We start from the raw sequence: 17547 nt of genomic DNA, 5'->3' as shown, positions 1-17547 counted from the left end.
TAGAACATTTTCACATGCCCGTCACACTCGACGACGACGCTCGCCGCACCCTCGCGCTGTTCGAGGAGGTGACGGGTGCGAGCGGGGTCGACTGCGTCCGCGAGAACGGTCGCCTGCTGGTCGTCGTCGCCCGCGGTGGGATGCGTGAGGCGATCGGTCCGCGCGGTCAGCACGTCGAGCGCTTCGAGTCGCGCATCGGTACGTCTGTTCGCCTGATCGAAGCCGCAGACGACCCCGAGGCGTTCGTCGCGAACGCGCTCACGCCTGCGGCCGTCTACAACGTCACGATCAGCGAGAACGACGACACCGTCGCCTACGTCGAGGTCGCGACCGAAGACCGCGGCGTCGCCATCGGCTCCGGTGGGGAGACCATCGAGGCCGCACGGACGCTCGCGGCGCGACACTTCGACATCGACGACGTACAACTAGTGTGAGACGCACCGTTTGCGCATTCTCGGCGAAGATTCCTCCCCAGTAGCTTGCAGACGTTCTCCGCTGTCGTACCGGCTCCGTTTCACACCCCGCCTGCCTATTTTATTAGTATATACTATTTGGCCGTATAAAATTATTAAAATTATTGCGACAGATGTGCATATGGTCGAAGATGAAACGACGAACATTGATGCGAGGCATCAGTGCTGCGACTGCGGGAAACGTTACGCTCGCGGCGATCGGTGCTGCACAGGCGAGACCTGACCGCGACGTCTCACCGCCCGATGACGAAGAAGACACGTGGAAAGCAGCCCTCGAGTCGGAGTACGACACTATCGACGCCGTCGTCGATGCCTTCGAATCGTACGCTGACGAGCTTTTCAGCCTACTCGTGGACGAGGGTTACGTTGACACTCACGACAGTGCTGATCTACACGCAGTACAGAACTCTGACAGCCTCGCCGAGACGGACGCAATCACCGTGATGAGCACGGCCGACGAACAGACACGAACGGAAACGGCAGTGCTTCGAATCGACGAGCCGTTTGATGGCGGTGTCGCGAGTCTCTTCGTTCTCCCTGAGGCTGGTCGCCAATACGCGAGAATCTCGTACGACGATGGTGAGAAGACACTACTATCCGTACCGGACCAACCAGACACGGAAGCACAGGTATACGCTCACCACAATGGCTCCGGCTGTCCATCTTGGGAATTCGCCGGTACTGAGACCGAGTGTACCGATGTAGAGTGTAACTGGGGACTCGACTGTGACGGTATGGGGGATGAAGAACCCATTTTCGTCTGCGGCTGGTCGTACTACGAAGAAGAAACGTACGAGGTCTACGAATGCGAGTCCGGATCCGGAGAGCGACGTGAACTCGTTCACACCACGTGCAGTGGAAACTGTTGTGAAGAACACGGCTGGGGCTGTCGGATTTGTCCTGGCGGCTGTTGACCACTGCGCTCGAGCGATCACCGTTCTCTCGGCGCTTCGGAAACCGGTTGCAGGCTGAACGTCAGTCGTTTTCGGGGATATTCCGTCGGTTGGTGGACGCTAGCCGTCCGTTCACCGGTGAACGTACATCGAGAGGAGAATCGCTCCGAGACCGGCGATTCTGAGCGTCTGTTGGAGAATCGAGATGCCGATGGCCCCTTCCATCGCTGTCTCGACGAGGAGCGATCCCACACCCTGGACGAGCGTCGGCGCGAGCACGAGCAAGAATAGCCCGCTTGCAAGCAAGAGCATCGCCCGGTCGCTGTTTTGCTGATACGCTCGAATTGCTTTGACGACGATGACCGTCGCGAGGACGAGTGCGACGACACCGAGGACGTTCAGGACCGTGACACCGGTGGTTAGCGAACTCACGCTCGATACCACCATCACAACTCACCCCAGAGGTCGGATAGTTGATCGGCTGCCCTGTCTCGACTCGCCCGTTCGTGTCCGAGTTCGAGTCCACTGGCGGTAATCTTCAGGTGGAGCCACTCCACCTGGGTCCGGTAGGTCGCGTAGTGGTTTCCATCGGCGTCGACCTGCGATTGCTCTTCGAGCAGACCGGCGTTCGACAGTCGGTGAACACGATCGTACACGGTCGAGCGAGCGGCATCGATACGTTCGGCTAACATTGGTGCTGATCGTCGTTCGGCAACGGTTTCTGTGAGAATTGCACGGGCATATTCGTCTGCGAGCAGTGTGAACACCTCGTCTACAGGCAGCTCCTCACTCACCTGATTACGTTTATTTTCGGATGTAATATAAACCACCCACGAGTTCGCGACTCGCAAACTGCTGGTATAGTAACAACTGCAACGAGTTACACACTGATCGCCGACCTGTCTGGCGATCAGGTGTGCACTGACTTGCAGTGGCTACTATAACTCGCTCGGACGACGGTGGGGACGGCCCGGCCGCAGAAACCGACCCGTACGCGTTCGAAATTGCGCTCGCTCGCTCCGTTTGAGCGTCCCTCGGACCTGCTCTGCCTGTCGTTCGAACCGAGTGAAACGCCCTCAGATTCCTCGAGCGGTATCCCTCGAGCGTTCTCGAGGCGTAACTCGCGAGTCCAAAAGGGGACGCTTAAGTGCCTCCGTCGGATAGCGACGGGTACTATGGCAAACGGCAAGTACGCCGCGCGCAAGCTGAAGAAGGACCGCCAGAACCACCGGTGGTCCGACTCGGACTACGCGCGACGCGCTCGGGGTCTTCGCGAGAAGTCCGACCCGCTCGAGGGTGCCCCACAGGCTCGCGGTATCGTTCTGGAGAAAGTCGGGATCGAGGCGAAACAGCCCAACTCGGCGATCCGAAAGTGTGTTCGTGTCCAGCTGATCAAGAACGGCAAGCAGGTCACCGCGTTCTGTCCCGGTGACGGTGCCATCTCGTTCATCGACGAACACGACGAAGTCACCATCGCGGGGATCGGTGGGGCGAAGGGTCGTGCGATGGGTGACCTCTCCGGCGTCAACTACAAAGTCGAGAAGGTCAACGGCGTCGCGCTGCTCGAACTCGTCCGCGGAAACGCAGAGAAACCGGTGCGATAAGATGAGTGCAGAAGAACCAGAAGAGGTCGACATCGAGGAGGAGGCTGAAGAAGAGACCGAGTCCACCGACGGACCGGACCTCTCCGCGAAGCTCTTCGGCAAGTGGGACGTCTCCGAAATCGAGTACCGCGACCCTTCGACCAAACGCTATCTCACCGTCTCGCCGGTCGCTCACACGATGGGCCGCCACGCAGGCAAGCAGTTCAAGAAGTCCGACGTCTCTGTCGTCGAGCGCTTCACCAACCGCCTGATGCAGACCGAAGAGAACACGGGCAAAAAGCAGATGACGCTCAAGCTCGTCCGTGACTCCTTCGACATCATCCACGAGCGCACCGAGGAGAACCCCGTGCAGGTGCTCGTCCACGCCATCGAGAACGCCGCGCCTCGAGAGGAGACCGTCCGTCTCAAGTACGGTGGTATCTCGGTCCCGAAAGCGGTCGACGTCGCCCCACAGCGCCGGGTCGACCAGTCGCTGAAGTTCATCGCCGAAGGTGTCTACAGCGCGTCGTTCAAGACCTCGACGCCCGCCGCCGAGGCCATCGCCAGCCAGCTGATCGGCGCGGCCAACTACGATGTCCAGACGTACGCCATCGGCCAGAAAGAGGAGAAAGAGCGCGTCGCGGCTGCTGCCAGATAACGCTCTCGACGATTTTCGATTTCTCTCACCCGCTCGAGCGACGGCGCGCTCAGTCTGCGCTCGCCCGCTCGCTCTCGACGTACGAGCGCGTCGCGTCGACGAGCGCCTGTCGGTAGGCGCTCGAGTCCGGTTCCCTCGAGAGGTCGCGAAACCGGCGGGTGAACCCCTCGAAGTCGACGTGTGGGGCGTCCATCGCGGCCGCGTGAGCGAGGTCGTAGAGGCGGTGGTCGGGCGCGAGGAGGTCGTGGCGCTCGGCGAGGGCGAGGGCGAACGCGGCGTTGACGGCGGTGATCTCCGGGTCGGCGGCCGCCGAGAGCCGGCGAGCGTCGCCGCCGGGGGTGGTGGCCGGCCGGTCGGCGAGTGCGCTCGCGAGGCTCGACTCGAGGTAGGCGAGGAGTTTCTCGCCGGGACCGACGGCGAGGGTGATGTCGTCGGCGTAGATGTCCTTCATGTGATTCGCGATCTGATAACAGTGGGCGAGTTTCCGTCGTTCGACGCGTCGGCCGGCCAGCCCGAGGTAGAGCGCTTCGGCGGTCGACTGGACGTGTGAGGGGTGTTCCTGCTCGTAGCGGGCCATGTGGGCGAGTTCGTGGAGGGCGAGTTCGCGCGCCATCGCGCTGCCTGCGGCCTGTTTCGAGATGTTGAGGACGTGGCGGTCGTCGTAGTGGCCCGCCCAGGTGCGTTCGTCGGGGTCGGTCCGCAGCCTGACGTGGACCGGCAACTCGAGGTCGTGTTCGGTCTCGAAGAGGTCGCGGGCACCGAGAAAGGGTGCAGTGGGACCCGCGCCCAGAATGTGCATCTCTACGGCCATCGATAGCTGTGTCAGGGGATGTGATGGTATGGCTCTTACGCCCACTCGAGTGCGCTCACCGTCTCGGGAGCCGGCCGAGAGACCGACTCTCGAGCGGTGGCGGCGAGTGTGCGTCAGCCGCGGAGTGCGACTACCCGGAACAGGGCGACGACGCCGACCTCGCGGCGCCCGCTCGACTCGAGGAGGATCGCCGTAGCGATTCAGGTATAGTAGCCACTGCAAGTCAGTGCACACCTGATCGCCGGACGGGTCGGCGATCAGTGTGTAAACCGTTGCAGTTGTTACGTGAAAACAGGCGCAAAGCCTCGCCCTTCAGGGCGGGGATACGCGCCGTACGGCCCGCTACACAACCGAAAGCTACACTACGGCTGGCGTCGTGTCGTATACCAAGCCAATCGCGTAAAGTATCAATCGGAAGATTCGGGGCCGCTTCCCGCCGATACGGACGATTCCACGCCCGCCGGTGGCAAACCCGCCGGGGAGTACGTGGTTCAGACTCGTTCGTCGTCCTCGCAGTACCCCTACCCGTCACTGGAGACGGACGGCAACGCCCGCGCAAACGAGGGGGCGACGGCACCCCAAACCCCGCCCCGTTCGCGGTTGCCCACTCTGCCGAAGCGGTTCGGTGGAGTTCGGTCGATGGCACGACCCGTGTCGGTTCCGTCGAAAGGACGGGGCCGAACGTATGCGTTCGGACGGTCACCCCTGTTGCGGTCGGGCGACCGGGCGTATGCGGAGCCACAAGCGGGGGAGTCCGCAACGGACTGGCGTCGTCACGCGCCCACCGCCCCGACGTGGTGCTCACGAACCCGGTACTCCCGTCGGGGAGGAAGTTGCCTTCGGGGTCGCGTCGGACCGCCCGACGCCCCACGGGGGAATCCTCGCGCTTCAGCGCGGGGAGGATGTCAATATAGCCCACGAGTTGCACGGCGGCAATTTCGAAGAAAAACCGGGTGACGCGTCTCCCGTAGGGCCGTCTGCGTTCCGTCGGTGCTCGTTGGTCGTTGCTCATGCCGTCTTCCTCCGTAGCCGGTCTCCAAAGCCGTTACTGCCATCGGGCTTTCCGCTCGAGTGTTCTCGGGCCGCTGACAGCCCACGTTCCGTTTTCGTTTCGGTGCTGGCTGACGGAAATGATTCCCTGGCGAACGGACGATACTTCCAACCAATCTGGCGCAGAATCCTCCGCTGGCGCCCGACTCTCCTCTCTACGCAGGAATTGCAAATCACTACCCTTTTGACCCCGCTACCGGTAAAGAGGCGTATATGGGCCGACGCAAGAAGATCGTCCAAGAGTGTGAACGGCTGATGGACGAACCGGAGCACATCCGGAACATCGCCATCGCCGCTCACGTCGACCACGGAAAAACGACCCTTTCGGACAACCTCCTCGCAGGTGCGGGCATGATCTCCGACGAGACTGCAGGCCAGCAGCTCGCGATGGACACCGAAGAGGACGAACAGGAGCGCGGGATCACCATCGACGCGGCGAACGTCTCGATGACCCACGAGTACGACGACACCAACCACCTCATCAACCTCATCGACACGCCGGGCCACGTTGACTTCGGTGGCGACGTCACGCGTGCGATGCGCGCCGTCGACGGTGCGCTCGTGGTCGTCGACGCCGTCGAGGGTGCGATGCCCCAGACGGAGACGGTGCTGCGCCAGGCACTCCGCGAGGGTGTCAAGCCCGCACTGTTCATCAACAAGGTCGACCGTCTCATCTCCGAGCTTCAGGAAGGCCCACAGGAGATGCAAGAGCGCCTCCTGAGCGTCATCCACAACGTCAACGAACTCATCCGCGGGATGACCGAGGACATGGACGACGTCGACGACTGGTCGGTCAGCGTCGAAGGCGGCACCGTCGCCTTCGGATCGGCTCTCTACAAGTGGGGTGTCTCGATGCCCTCCATGCAGGCGACCGGCATGGACTTCGGCGACATCATCGACTTAGAGCAGGACGGCAAACGCGACGAACTCCACGAGCGGACGCCGCTCTCGAACGTCGTCCTCGACATGGTCTGTGAGCACTTCCCGAACCCAGTCGACGCGCAGCCACGCCGTATCCCGCGCATCTGGCGCGGCGACAGCGAGTCTGACCTCGCAGACCAGATGCGACTCGTCGACCCCGACGGCGAAGTCGTCCTGATGGTCACCGACATCTCGATGGACCCCCACGCGGGCGAAATCGCCTCCGGCCGTGTCTTCTCGGGCACCCTCGAGAAGGGTCAGGAACTCTACGTCTCCGGTGTCGCCGGAAAGAACCGCGTCCAGAACGTCGGCATCTACATGGGTGGCGAGCGCGAGGAAGTCGAGAAAGTTCCCGCGGGGAACATCGCTGCCGTCACCGGACTCCGCGACGCAATCGCCGGCTCGACGGTCTCTGAGACCGACATGACGCCGTTCGAGTCCATCGAGCACATCTCCGAACCCGTCATCACGAAGGCGGTCGAGGCGAAGACGATGGACGACCTGCCGAAGCTCATCGAGACGCTGCGCCAGGTCTCGAAAGAGGACCCGACGATCCAGATCACGATCAACGAGGACACCGGCGAGCACCTCATCTCCGGACAGGGTGAACTCCACCTCGAGGTCATCACCCAGCGTATCGAGGCGAACCAGGGCATTCCGGTCAACACCGGTGAACCCATCGTCGTCTACCGCGAGGCCGTCCAGCGCGAGAGCGACACCGTCGAAGGTATCTCGCCGAACCGACACAACCGCTTCTACATCTCTGCCGAACCGCTCAGCGACGAGCTGGTCGAAGCGATCCAGCTCGGCGAGGTCTCGATGGACATGCCCGAACAGGAGCGCCGCGAGGCTCTCCAGGAAGCCGGCATGAGCAAAGACGACTCCCAGACCGTCGAACACATCCACGGCACGAACATCCTCCTCGACCAGACGAAGGGTATCCAGTACCTCAACGAGACGATGGAGCTGTTCATCGAGGGACTCGAGGAGGCGCTCGACAACGGGCCGCTCGCCCAGGAGCCGGTCCAGGGTACGCTCATCCGCCTCCACGACGCGAAACTCCACGAGGACACGATCCACCGCGGCCCCGCACAGGTCATCCCTGCGACCCGTGAGGCCGTCCACAAGTCGCTGATCGACGCCCAGGTCAAACTGCTCGAGCCGATGCAGGACGTCCGACTCGACGTCCCCAACGAGCACATGGGCGCAGCCAGCGGTGAGATTCAGGGCCGCCGTGGCCGCGTCGACGACATGTACCAGGAGGGTGACCTCATGGTCGTCGAGGGCATCGCGCCCGTCGAAGAGATGATCGGCTTCTCGAGTGACATCCGCAGCGCGACCGAAGGCCGCGCCGCCTGGAACACCGAGAACGCAGGCTTCGAGGTCATGTCCGACTCGCTCCAGCGCGAGACCATCATGGAGATCCGCGAGCGCAAAGGGCGCAAACTCGAGTTGCCCCCGAGTATCGACTACATCTAAGAACCGTTTTTCACCGGGTCCTCGCGGGCGTCGCCCGCTCGAACCCGGCCAAAACCCGTTCATGCAAAACGGCCGAGTGCGCCTCGGCGCACTCGGTGAAACTGCTCGCGTTGCTCGCGGTACGGTGGATCATCGTCGTTCGGCCGACTTCGTACTTCTGACCGAGTGTCCTACTCGGCGTACTCGCTCACACAGAAGCCTTGCCGGTGGGATCCTCGAGGATGGTCCAGACGAGTTCGTGATCACCTGCGGTCAGGGTCCTCGTCTCGCGGACGGTCGCTCCCAGTTCTTCTAAGCGTTCGACCGTCGCCTCGCGGTCCTCGGCGCCGAGATCGAGGTGGATCGGCAGGTCACGAATTGGATGCCGGCCACGGATGCGACTCGAGAGACGGACGACGGGGTGAAAAACGGTTCAGAATTGATACATGTTGTCTGGCGCTTACCCGTCGTCGGTCGCCCGGTTGAGGATTCGCTCGACGAACGCGCCCTTCCCGGCCGTGTAGGACGCTCGGTCGGTCGGATGTCGCGCGGCGAGCGTCCGTTTCAGCCGCTCGTAGCGCGCCGCCGTCTCCGGGTGGGCGCGCAGGTAGTCCCTGAAGGCGACCTGCTCGCGGTGCGTCCGACTCCCGTGTTCGGTCACCGAGAGATAGTGGGTGCGCCCCTCACGCGGTCCCTTCGCGAGGAAGTGTCGGTCTGTGACCGGGTCGTTCAGTCGGTACTCGTAGCCAGCGTCGGTGAGCGCCGAAACCACGGCCGGCGCCTCCGCTCGAGCCTCGACCAGACAGAGTACGTCGACGATCGGTTTCGCCGCGAGCCCTTCGATGGCGGTACTCCCGACGTGTTCGAAGCTGTGGACGCGCTCGTCGATGGCGTCGATCGAACGCAGTCGCTCGCGTTCTCGTTCGTACGCGCTCACCCACGCCGGGTCCGGAGACTCGAGTGAGACGGTTCCGCGCTCGAGACCGGCCATCGCGATCTTCCCACCGAGTAGAAGGTTACCGCCCGAGCTTTTCGCGGCCGACACGGACGCCGGTGGGGGTGACGATGATCTGGTCGTCACCCTTCTGGACGATGTCGCCGTCGACCTCCTGGGCGACCTGGCGGAGTTCGTCGACGATGTGTTCGACGGTGCTGTCTTTGGTGCGCAGGCGGGTGATGTCTGCGATGACGATGTCGCCGTCGTAGACGGCGTCTTTGATGGCGATCGAGGAGGCCTGGCCGTCGACTTCCGCGACGTGGACCTGCATCGTCGCCTCACCGGCGTGTTCTGAGACGTCGTCTAGATCGAGTTCGACGTAGTCCTCGGCGCTCCGGGACTGTCCCCCGCCGAGAATTTTGGTCATGAGACCCATAGGTGTGAGAGTCCGCCGCCGCCAGTATAGTTCTTACGTCAGACGCAGGGGCCGCGAGCGGACGCACACCGTCTGTGGCGGGGGTCGACCTGACTCAGGGGCTAGGCCGCTCCGGCCGCGTCTTCCCCCGCCTCGCCCTCGATGGCCTGCTCGAGGACCCACGGCGTCGTCAGCGCGTCGACGACCGCGATTCCCAGGACGAGCAGCTGCATCGTGCCTTCGAGGAAGAAGACAGCGATCGCCGCGATCATCGCACCGCTCGCGATACCCATACCCCAGCGGACGGCCGGATTCCGAAAGTCCATACCACACCTTTCGTGACGGATCACAAAAGTGTGTTCCCGACTGACCGCTCGAGCCACACCGCTCGGCTCTTCGTGTACTCGCCCCGGGGGCGCTCACCCGGAGAAGCCGTAGAGGTCGTCGCCGACGTAGTGCAGCGAGTCGACGACTTTCCCCTCGTCGCCGAGCATCTCGTCGGCGTCGACGCGGGCGCGCCCGACGGCGAGGACCTTCCCGTGTGACTCCTCGGCGATGACGACGAGGTCGCCCGCCGAGACGTCCTCGCTCACCTCGGTGATCCCCGGGCGCATCACGTCCGCGCCGCTGCTGACGAAGGAGACGGCCCCGGCGTCGACGACGACGCGCCGACGCTCGGGTTCGTACTCGTTCGCGCCGCGGACCGTCAGGAACAGTTCGTCGCCGAAGGCGGCGACCAGTGGCTCGCCGTCGATCAGGACGACCTCCCAGTCGGAGGCTTCGAACTCGACGCGCTCGTAGGCGTCGCCGTCGGCCTCGATCGCGAGCGTCGACTCGAGACGCGCCTCGAGGTCGGAGACGGCGTCGCTTCGGAGGTGGTGTCGGGATTTGACCTGCATGGCCGGAGCTATTCTCCCGGGGCATTTAATGGGCTAGATTTTCGTACTCCCGACAGCGCCTCCGCGTTCCGAGTTTCGGGTCCGCTTCTCCGTGGGCGCACTGCGGGCCAACCACTATCCCGCCGGGGCTGGTACTCCACGTCCTCGATGGCTCGCGAGTACGTCTTCGTCAGCGACCTCCACATCGGCGGTGACGATCAGCTCACGGTGTTCGACTTCGAGACCGAGTTCGTCGAGTTTCTCGACGACCTCAGAGCACGCGGCGGCGACGTCGAGTTGATCATCAACGGCGACGCCTTCGGCTTCTGGGAGTACGCCCACGTGAGCGGGACGGCGAAACTCGAGCGCGTCATCGACGACCACCCGGCGGTGTTCGAGGCGCTTCGCTCGACGGGCGAGGTGATCGACGTGACGCTCATCCCGGGGAACCACGACTACGACTTGGCGTGTTACCCCTCCTACGTCGACCGACTGGCGGCGTACAACGTCACACTCGAGCCGGTGGTCTCGATCACCCGCCGGGTCGGCGACGCCCGCATCTGGATCGAACACGGCCAACAACACGACGCGAACAACCGACTGCCCGACTGGGGAAATCCCGAAGCGCTGCCGGTCGGCTACTTCGTCGTCCAGCGGATCGTCGACGCGGCGGGGCAGTACTCCGGCCGCTCGCGGGGTGACTGGCTCCGGGACATCCAGTCGGTCGCGCCGATGGAGGAGGTGTCCCGCTGGCTCCTCTCGAACTACTTCTACCGGGAGATGCGGCCGCTGTTTCGTGCGATTCTCGTCCCGCTGTTGTTGTTCTTCAATCTCACGCTCCTCTACCTCGTCGGGACGGTACTCGAGGTCGCAGGGATCATCCCCTCGTGGTTCTTCACCGACAATCCCGTCGTCCGTGCGCTCGGTATCGGTTCGGTCGTTCTCGAACTCGTCGTCGCGATCAACACCGTCGCCATCGTCGTCCTCTCCCTGCTCGCGATTCCGCTGTGGCTCTTCGGACGCGACCTGCGTCACACGCTCGAGCGCTTCGGCGTCGTCCTCTCGGGCATCCACGTCGGCCAGGGCGACGAGCCGTTTCTGACGGCGGCGCGCGAGGTCTTCGAGACCCACCCGGACGTGGCCGTCTTCGTCTACGGCCACACCCACCGGGCGTCGCTCACCCGCTGGGGTGACCGGCTCGTCGTCAACACGGGGACCTGGCTGAAGAAACTCGAGCGCGTCGAGACACACTTCTCGCGCCTGCCGGGGGTGTACTATCCGTCCTACCGGCTGAACACCGTCCGCATCTTCGCCGAGGACGGGCAGGTCGTCGTCGAGTACGAGGAGGTCCAGACCGCAGACCCGGGCGACCTCTCGCGGTTCGAACGCCTGGTGGCTCGCCGTCCGCCGCCGCCCGAGCCGATTCCGAAACGGACGGTAATCGATCCCGACGGGCCACTCGAGGTACCCGAGGAGGTAACCGAACCCGAGTGAGGACCTTGCACCTGCCCGCGCGCAGTGCTAAGTATGTACACGGACTATTCCCTCCCATGTGGCCCTTCCGCCGAGGTGTGACGGTGACCTGTATCGCCTGTGGGACGTCACTGCCTCGGGCCGAGGCTCGCGAGTACGACAAGTTCGGCGACCGGTGGGACCGGGTAGGGAAGTCTTTCGAGCACCTGTGTAAGCCGTGTCACCGCGAACTGTCTCGCACCCCGGCTGCCGACCTCGAGTCGCTGCTCGTCGAGGCCGGGGCCGGTGAGTGTGGTGAACCGGAGTTTCTCGCCCGGTACTTCGCGGGTGTGGACTGTTGGGAGACGGCCATCGAACGCCGCCGTCGAGAGTAAGGTCGGGTGGTGGGTTGCCGGTTTTCGCCCGCTCGCTCGGTGCGACCGTTCACTCGAGTCCCGACACGTCTTTCATTGGGACGCACGAAAGGGAGTGCATGAGCGACGACGACGCGGCGGACGCCCAGGCCGAGGCCGGGACGGCGGCGGGGCAAGGACCCGTCGAGATCAGTGAGGAACTCGCGCGCCACCTCGAGAACAAGCGCGAGGAGTTGTTCGAGAAGTTCGAGATCCGCGATGCGTTTCCCGAGGAGGTGATGGAGGAGGCTGCAGCGCGGACCGCCGACATCGAGGCGGAGATCGAAGCGGGTATCGAGGAGGGCGAGCGCGAGGACCTGCGCCACCTGACGACGTGGACGACCGATCCGCTCGACGCCCAGGACTTCGACGACGCGCTCTCGATCGAAGAGCGCGAAGAGGAGTACGTCCTCTGGGTGCACATCGCGGACGTGACGAACTACGTCCACCCGGAGTCGGCGATGTGGGCCGAAGCGATCGAACGCGGCAACACCGTCTACCTGCCGGGGTACACCATCCACATGCTCCCGCCGGTGCTCGCCGAGTCGGTCTGCTCGCTCGTCCCGAACGAGGTGCGCTTCGCCCACACCGTCGAGATGCACCTGGACAAGGAGACGCTCAGTTACGAGAGCATCGACATCTACAAGTCGATCATCGAGTCCGACGAACGGCTCACCTACGCGCAGGCCGAGGCGCGCCTCGACGACCCGGACGCGCCGCTACACGAGGAGAACGTGCTGGTCTACGAGGTCGCCAACCGGATGCACGAGATCAGGAAGGAAGACGGCTCGCTCGTGCTCAATCCGAGTCGCGACCGCGCCCACACCATCATCGAAGAGTGCATGCTGAAGGCGAACAAGGCCGTCACCCACGAACTCATGTGGAACCGTGGGGTGTCGGCGATGTACCGCGTCCACCCCCAGCCGACACCCGACGAGTGGTCGAAGGCGCTGATGGAGATCCAGGACTTAGATGGCGTCTCCATCCCCGGCGACACCTGGGAGGACCCCCGGAAGGCGGTCAACGCGACGCTCGAGACCGCTCCGGGTCGCCAGCTCGATAAGATCCAGTGGGCGGTGATGAAGGTGATGCCCCGGGCTCGCTACATGGACGACCCCTTCGGCGGCCACCACGCGCTCAACTTCGAAATCTATGGCCACTTCACGAGTCCCATCAGGCGGCTCTCGGACCTGATCAACCACTGGATCGTCTACCAGAACGACGTCCCTGTGAACCTCGTGACGCTCTGTGACCGCGCCAGCGACAAACAGAAGGCCGCAGAACAGTGTGAACGCGAGTACAAACGCTTCCTCCAGGAGGTCGGACTCGATCCGATGGCGGTCAACAACCGCGGACTCGAGGTCGTCGAAGACGAGGCCGAAACCGACCGCTGAGACGGCCCGCGGTGACCGATACCGGGTCAGTCACCTCCGAACGTACCGCCGCCCGTCTGGCAATTGTTGGGTGGCGTCGCCGTCTACTTGGTCTCTCCCTGTCAGTTTCACGTATGGACGACTGCGACCCTGCGACCGCGATCGAATCCCACTACGATGCCCTCACCGACCGGTGGCACGAGTTCGTCGACGCCCCGGCTCGAGCACACGTCCTCTGGTCGACTGTCGTCGACCTCCTGCCGGATCTCGAGGGAGCGCGCGTCCTCGACGCTGGCTGTGGTAACGGGAATTACCTCTTTCAGATGATGTTTGGAGCGCCGTGCAAGATACAGGGAAAACAGTGACCGCTGATGTGCAGCACACTTTATTATCAGTATTACCGCGCAAGATCCAGACAGATGGCTGGTAGCACACTTCAGACGGCCAGAAAACTTACTACCGATTCATATCATTGGCTCAGATATGACAGATGGAATAAAGCAATGGTGGGAAGAAATTGCGACGATTTTTCAAGATGAAATTGACCTCGGAGCGGGTGTGCACTGGGGTTGGCCCTACAACGGTGAGGTGCGGCTCCTCGAGGACGTAGAGGAAACAGACGTACTCGAACTCGGATGTGGCGGTGGCCAGTGTGCAGTTGGACTCGCCAAGCAGGGCGCGACCGTCACAGGAATCGATCTCTCGGAAACACAACTCGAACATGCAAGACAGCTCGCAGACGAACACGGTGTCGACGTAACATTACTCGAAGGTGATGTGACGGACCTGAGCATGTTCGAAGACGATTCGTTCGACGTGGCCTGTAATTCGTGGGTGTTCCAGTGGGTTGCAGATCTCGACGCCTGCTTCCGGGAAACACGTCGTGTGCTTCGATCAGATGGGCGGTTTGTATTCTCAATGCCACACCCATTCTACGAAATCCTCGACCCAGAGACACAGAAGGTAGCTGATAGTTACTTCGACACGGGGCAGTACACAATTTCCTACGAGGGAATGGACGCTGACCAGGTACTATGTCGTCACACAGTCAGTGACGTATTCAATGCGCTTCGGGACGCCGGATTTGTCGTGGACCAACTCCAGGAACCGGGTAGCATGGACCCAGAAGACTACGACGCTGGCCCGTGGGGAACGTTTGTCCCAGAACTGATGAGCACGGTCCCACACGTGATCGTGTTTGATGCGAAACCAGATCGATAACGTCACTGACATGGGGTGGTAGTAGACGGGTCAGCCTCCGGTGCGCTCACTCGATGTCGATTCGGTGGCCGGTGTGTTGCTGGCCGTCGACGATGGGGAGGGTCACCTCGAGGACGCCGTTGTGGTAGCTCGCCGTAATTTCGTCGACCACGATCTCTTTGGGGATCGTCACCCCTCTGGCGACCCGGCGCGAGCGCGTCGCCCGGTGGGTCTCGGCGCCCTCCTCGGCGTCGCGGTGGGCGCGGACCGAGAGCAGGCCGTCGTCGAAGGTGAGGTCGATGTCCTCCTTCTCGAAGCCGGGCAGGTCCATCACGAAGACGTAGGCGTCTCCCTCGTCCTCGAGACTGACGGTCGTCTCAGCGCCGACTCCCTCGAGGACGGCCGGGTACTCCTCGCCCGTCGCGTGCCCGACACCGGCCTCGAGACGCGGTGTCTCGAGGTCGTTCCACCAGGCGGTGCGCATCTGTTCGAACATCCGGTCCATCTCGCGAAACAGCTGGTTCATGTCGTCGAACGATCTCATTGTCGATCGAACCAGTATAGATCACGATTAAATATAAAGGTTCCTGGGTACTGGATAGCACGCCTCTCGTGCCCGATACCGGCACAATCCGTGATTGTTCTCGCTGCCGGCGTTCACCGACGGAGACGGACACCCGCGGCGAGCACCGCGGCCAGTGCGGCGACGATGCCGAAACCGGGCGTTTCGTCGGCGTCGCCGATTCCACTGTCGTCGTCCGAACCGCCATCGTCCGCACCCGTACCGTCACCGCCGTTCTCCGTCCCGCTCGAGTCCATCGCCACGGTGCGCTCGGAGAAGTGGTTCACCGCGACCAGCACGTCGGCGCTGGCGGACGTCTCGCTCGCGTGCTGGACCATGTACCGGGACTCGTCGCTCCCGATCGCACCCTCGAGCTCGCTGTAGGAGGAGACCTCGACGGCGGCCTCGCCGTCGACGGTCACCGCGAGGTCGTCGCGGTTTTCGATAGCGGTCTCCGAGACGCTCGTGATGACGACCGTCCCCTCGTGCTGGGCGCGCTCGACCGTTAGCTCGAGGCGGTGTGCGCTCTCCTGGGCGGTTTCGACGGCGATGTCTTCGCCGTAGTTCGCGATGTCGGCGACGAACGCACCGTCGCGTGCGTCGGCGTACACTTCGGCTGTCGCAGTGCCGTTCGCGATCAGCGCCTCCTGCTCGCGGTCGTCGTCGCTGCGCTCGCCGTCGGCGTAGGAGCGGAAGACGAGCGTCGACTCGCTCTCGAGAGAGGCGGTGACGGTGCCCTCGTCGGTGACGGTCACCTCGCCCTCGCCGACGACGAGGAAGGTCCCGCTTCGGCTCTCGCTCTCGACGACGACGGCGTCGCCGTCGGTGCTGGCGCTCGCCTCGCTGCCGAGACTCATCTCGGCGTACTGGCTCTCAGAACCCGCGTGGACCGTCAGGATACCCCGGTCGGTGTCGTGAGCCGCCAGCGAGGCCGAGCCTTCGATGTCGACCTCTGCGCGCGTCTCGGTCTGGGCGGCGAGTGAGAGACCTGCTCCCTCGAGGTTCGCCACGGCGTCGAGACTCGCTCCCGCGCCGATGCCCGCAGCGCTCTCGTGGGAGGACTGCGATTCGACCGCGAGACGCTCGAAGACGACCTCGTCTCCGACTCGGTAGTCAGTGACGGCGTTTCCCGACGCCTCGAACGCGACGTGCGTGCCAGCGTACGCACTCGAGTCGTTCTCCTGGGTCGCGGCGGTAGTCGACGCCCCCGCCCCCGGGACGGCGACGGCGGCGAACGCGCCGGTCGCCACGAGCAGTACCAACGCAACGGTTGTGACTGATCTCATTACACTCGCGGCTTCCGGCCGTCCTCAAGAAGGCTTTCTGGCAAATCCGTCCAATCGTCCTCGCAGGTGTCTGCCGGCCGACATACCGTCAGCCGAGCTACCGGGAGATTCCCGCGCCGCCACCGGCGACCACGTCGTCGACCTCGTCTTTGGTGACCAGGGCGATGTCGCCGGGAATCGTCCGTTTGAGCGCCGCCGTCGCCGCGGCGTACTCGAGCGCGCGGGCAACGTCGTCACCGGAGAGTCGCCGGGCGATGAACGCGCCGGTGAACGCGTCGCCGGTACCGATCGGATCGACGGTGTCGGTCTCGTAGATGTCCTGGTCGTGGACGACGTTGTCGTGCCAGACGAGCGCCCCCTGCTCGCCGCAGGTGACGACGACGGTCCGGAAGTCGAACTGGGAGCCGAGTTTGTGCGCGAGCTGGCGCGGGTCACCCTCGAAGCCGAGGACGGTCTGGGCGTCGGCCGTCTTGATGATGAGCACGTCGATGACCTGGAACAGTCGAGTCAGCGTCTCGCGAGCCTCCTCGGGCGTCCAGAGCTTCGCCCGGTAGTTGAAGTCGAAGGCGGTCGTCGTCTCGGCCTTCTGTGCCGCCTGGAGCAGCTTCCCGGTCGTCTCCCGGAGCGTCGGCGAGAGCGCGGGCGTGATCCCCGAGGTGAAGCAGACGCGTGCGTTCTGGATCAGCTTCAGGTCGAACTCCTCGGGCTTGGCCGTCGTCACCGCGGCGTCCGCCCGGTCGTAGATGACGTTCGTTCCCCGAGGCTTGCCCGCGTGCTCGAGGTAGTACGTCCCCTGGCGGCCCTCCTCGCTCCAGATGACGTCGGTGTCGATGCCGTAGCCCTCGAGTTCGCTGACGACCCGTCGCCCAAGCGGCGAGTCCGGCAGTTTCGACGTCCACGTCGCAGTCGCACCGAGGCGCTCTGCGGCGATGGCGACGTTACTCTCGGCTCCCGCTGCACGGACCTCGAACTCTCTGGCCGCCTCGATTCGCTCGTTCGTCGGCGGCGAGAGCCGTAACATCGTCTCGCCGAAGGTGACGAGGTCGCTCATCGGCTGCGTTCACCCCAGTAGCCGTCAGGTGTGTGCGCTCGTGTCTCGCTCATACCTCGCTAAACGGAGGGTCGTGCTATAAATCGTCTCATCGTCCGACGCCGAGAACCGCCACGCACTCGAGTCACGCACA

At 63.7% G+C, this 17547-nt stretch carries 21 protein-coding genes; 10 read left to right on the top strand and 11 right to left on the bottom strand.

Annotation, left to right across the window (positions count from 1 at the left end):
* Window positions 1-14: 14 nt before the first annotated feature.
* Together N0B15_RS02660 and N0B15_RS02655 are read left to right on the top strand one after the other, a co-directional pair.
* Entirely contained in the window at window positions 15-434 is a 420-nt protein-coding gene (locus tag N0B15_RS02660; RefSeq protein ID WP_263017838.1) for a NusA-like transcription termination signal-binding factor, read from the top strand.
* Between the two features lie 170 nt (window positions 435-604).
* On the top strand, window positions 605-1387 hold the full coding sequence (locus N0B15_RS02655) for a hypothetical protein (protein ID WP_263017837.1): 783 nt from the start codon (window positions 605-607) through the stop codon (window positions 1385-1387).
* A gap of 111 nt (window positions 1388-1498) precedes the next feature.
* Here the strand turns inward: N0B15_RS02655 and N0B15_RS02650 are convergent, their stop codons facing one another.
* Together N0B15_RS02650 and N0B15_RS02645 are read right to left on the bottom strand one after the other, a co-directional pair.
* Window positions 1499-1798 (bottom strand): DUF7521 family protein, encoded by a 300-nt coding sequence (locus N0B15_RS02650; RefSeq protein WP_263017836.1) that lies wholly within the window; start codon window positions 1796-1798, stop codon window positions 1499-1501.
* Between the two features lie 14 nt (window positions 1799-1812).
* On the bottom strand, window positions 1813-2160 hold the full coding sequence (locus N0B15_RS02645) for a winged helix-turn-helix domain-containing protein (RefSeq protein ID WP_263017835.1): 348 nt from the start codon (window positions 2158-2160) through the stop codon (window positions 1813-1815).
* Between the two features lie 381 nt (window positions 2161-2541).
* On the opposite strand from N0B15_RS02645, the gene N0B15_RS02640 reads away from it, so the two are divergent.
* Together N0B15_RS02640 and N0B15_RS02635 are read left to right on the top strand one after the other, a co-directional pair.
* Complete coding sequence (locus N0B15_RS02640; protein ID WP_263017834.1) at window positions 2542-2970, top strand: 30S ribosomal protein S12; 429 nt, start codon at window positions 2542-2544, stop codon at window positions 2968-2970.
* A gap of 1 nt (window position 2971) precedes the next feature.
* Window positions 2972-3607, top strand: a complete 636-nt coding sequence (locus N0B15_RS02635; RefSeq protein WP_263017833.1) for a 30S ribosomal protein S7 — start codon at window positions 2972-2974, stop codon at window positions 3605-3607.
* A gap of 49 nt (window positions 3608-3656) precedes the next feature.
* On the opposite strand, the gene N0B15_RS02630 is transcribed toward N0B15_RS02635, so the two are convergent.
* The gene (locus tag N0B15_RS02630; protein WP_263017832.1) at window positions 3657-4418 is read right to left on the bottom strand and encodes a DUF5781 family protein; all 762 of its coding nucleotides are present in this window, start codon (window positions 4416-4418) and stop codon (window positions 3657-3659) included.
* Window positions 4419-5681: 1263 nt separating this feature from the next.
* Between N0B15_RS02630 and N0B15_RS02625 the strand changes: the two genes are divergently transcribed.
* Complete coding sequence (locus N0B15_RS02625; RefSeq protein WP_263017829.1) at window positions 5682-7868, top strand: elongation factor EF-2; 2187 nt, start codon at window positions 5682-5684, stop codon at window positions 7866-7868.
* A gap of 187 nt (window positions 7869-8055) precedes the next feature.
* Here the strand turns inward: N0B15_RS02625 and N0B15_RS18280 are convergent, their stop codons facing one another.
* From N0B15_RS18280 to N0B15_RS02600, 5 genes are all read right to left on the bottom strand, one after another.
* A complete protein-coding gene (locus N0B15_RS18280; RefSeq protein ID WP_343233301.1) occupies window positions 8056-8211 on the bottom strand; it encodes a VOC family protein in 156 nt (51 codons plus the stop codon).
* 96 nt (window positions 8212-8307) lie between these two features.
* Window positions 8308-8838 (bottom strand): GrpB family protein, encoded by a 531-nt coding sequence (locus N0B15_RS02615; protein ID WP_263017827.1) that lies wholly within the window; start codon window positions 8836-8838, stop codon window positions 8308-8310.
* Between the two features lie 25 nt (window positions 8839-8863).
* On the bottom strand, window positions 8864-9220 hold the full coding sequence (locus tag N0B15_RS02610) for a cell division protein SepF (RefSeq protein ID WP_263017826.1): 357 nt from the start codon (window positions 9218-9220) through the stop codon (window positions 8864-8866).
* A 101-nt stretch (window positions 9221-9321) separates the two neighbouring features.
* Window positions 9322-9525 carry a hypothetical protein gene (locus tag N0B15_RS02605; RefSeq protein WP_263017825.1) on the bottom strand — a complete coding sequence of 68 codons (204 nt, stop codon included), beginning with the start codon at window positions 9523-9525 and terminating at the stop codon, window positions 9322-9324.
* A gap of 93 nt (window positions 9526-9618) precedes the next feature.
* The gene (locus N0B15_RS02600) at window positions 9619-10098 is read right to left on the bottom strand and encodes an RNA-binding protein (RefSeq protein ID WP_263017824.1); all 480 of its coding nucleotides are present in this window, start codon (window positions 10096-10098) and stop codon (window positions 9619-9621) included.
* A gap of 147 nt (window positions 10099-10245) precedes the next feature.
* Between N0B15_RS02600 and N0B15_RS02595 the strand changes: the two genes are divergently transcribed.
* From N0B15_RS02595 to N0B15_RS02575, 5 genes are all read left to right on the top strand, one after another.
* Entirely contained in the window at window positions 10246-11571 is a 1326-nt protein-coding gene (locus tag N0B15_RS02595; RefSeq protein ID WP_263017823.1) for a metallophosphoesterase, read from the top strand.
* Between the two features lie 56 nt (window positions 11572-11627).
* Window positions 11628-11924 carry a DUF7562 family protein gene (locus N0B15_RS02590; protein WP_263017822.1) on the top strand — a complete coding sequence of 99 codons (297 nt, stop codon included), beginning with the start codon at window positions 11628-11630 and terminating at the stop codon, window positions 11922-11924.
* A gap of 98 nt (window positions 11925-12022) precedes the next feature.
* Window positions 12023-13336, top strand: coding sequence for a ribonuclease catalytic domain-containing protein (locus N0B15_RS02585; protein WP_263017821.1), 1314 nt, complete (start codon window positions 12023-12025; stop codon window positions 13334-13336).
* 113 nt (window positions 13337-13449) lie between these two features.
* On the top strand, window positions 13450-13680 hold the full coding sequence (locus N0B15_RS02580) for a DUF1698 domain-containing protein (RefSeq protein ID WP_263017819.1): 231 nt from the start codon (window positions 13450-13452) through the stop codon (window positions 13678-13680).
* A gap of 118 nt (window positions 13681-13798) precedes the next feature.
* A complete protein-coding gene (locus tag N0B15_RS02575; RefSeq protein ID WP_263017818.1) occupies window positions 13799-14536 on the top strand; it encodes a class I SAM-dependent methyltransferase in 738 nt (245 codons plus the stop codon).
* Between the two features lie 46 nt (window positions 14537-14582).
* Here the strand turns inward: N0B15_RS02575 and N0B15_RS02570 are convergent, their stop codons facing one another.
* The 3 genes from N0B15_RS02570 to kdgK1 form a co-directional block, all read right to left on the bottom strand.
* Window positions 14583-15059: an Hsp20/alpha crystallin family protein gene (locus tag N0B15_RS02570; protein WP_263017816.1), complete on the bottom strand. Its 477-nt coding sequence runs from the start codon at window positions 15057-15059 to the stop codon at window positions 14583-14585.
* Window positions 15060-15172: 113 nt separating this feature from the next.
* Window positions 15173-16363 (bottom strand): PGF-CTERM sorting domain-containing protein, encoded by a 1191-nt coding sequence (locus N0B15_RS02565; RefSeq protein WP_263017814.1) that lies wholly within the window; start codon window positions 16361-16363, stop codon window positions 15173-15175.
* A 97-nt stretch (window positions 16364-16460) separates the two neighbouring features.
* Window positions 16461-17414, bottom strand: coding sequence for a bifunctional 2-dehydro-3-deoxygluconokinase/2-dehydro-3-deoxygalactonokinase (gene kdgK1 / locus N0B15_RS02560; protein WP_263017812.1), 954 nt, complete (start codon window positions 17412-17414; stop codon window positions 16461-16463).
* Window positions 17415-17547 lie beyond the last annotated feature (133 nt).

Source organism: Natronobiforma cellulositropha (genome assembly GCF_025629245.1).
GTDB lineage: Archaea > Halobacteriota > Halobacteria > Halobacteriales > Natrialbaceae > Natronobiforma > Natronobiforma cellulositropha.
This window is presented reverse-complemented; position numbering and strand designations above follow the sequence as displayed.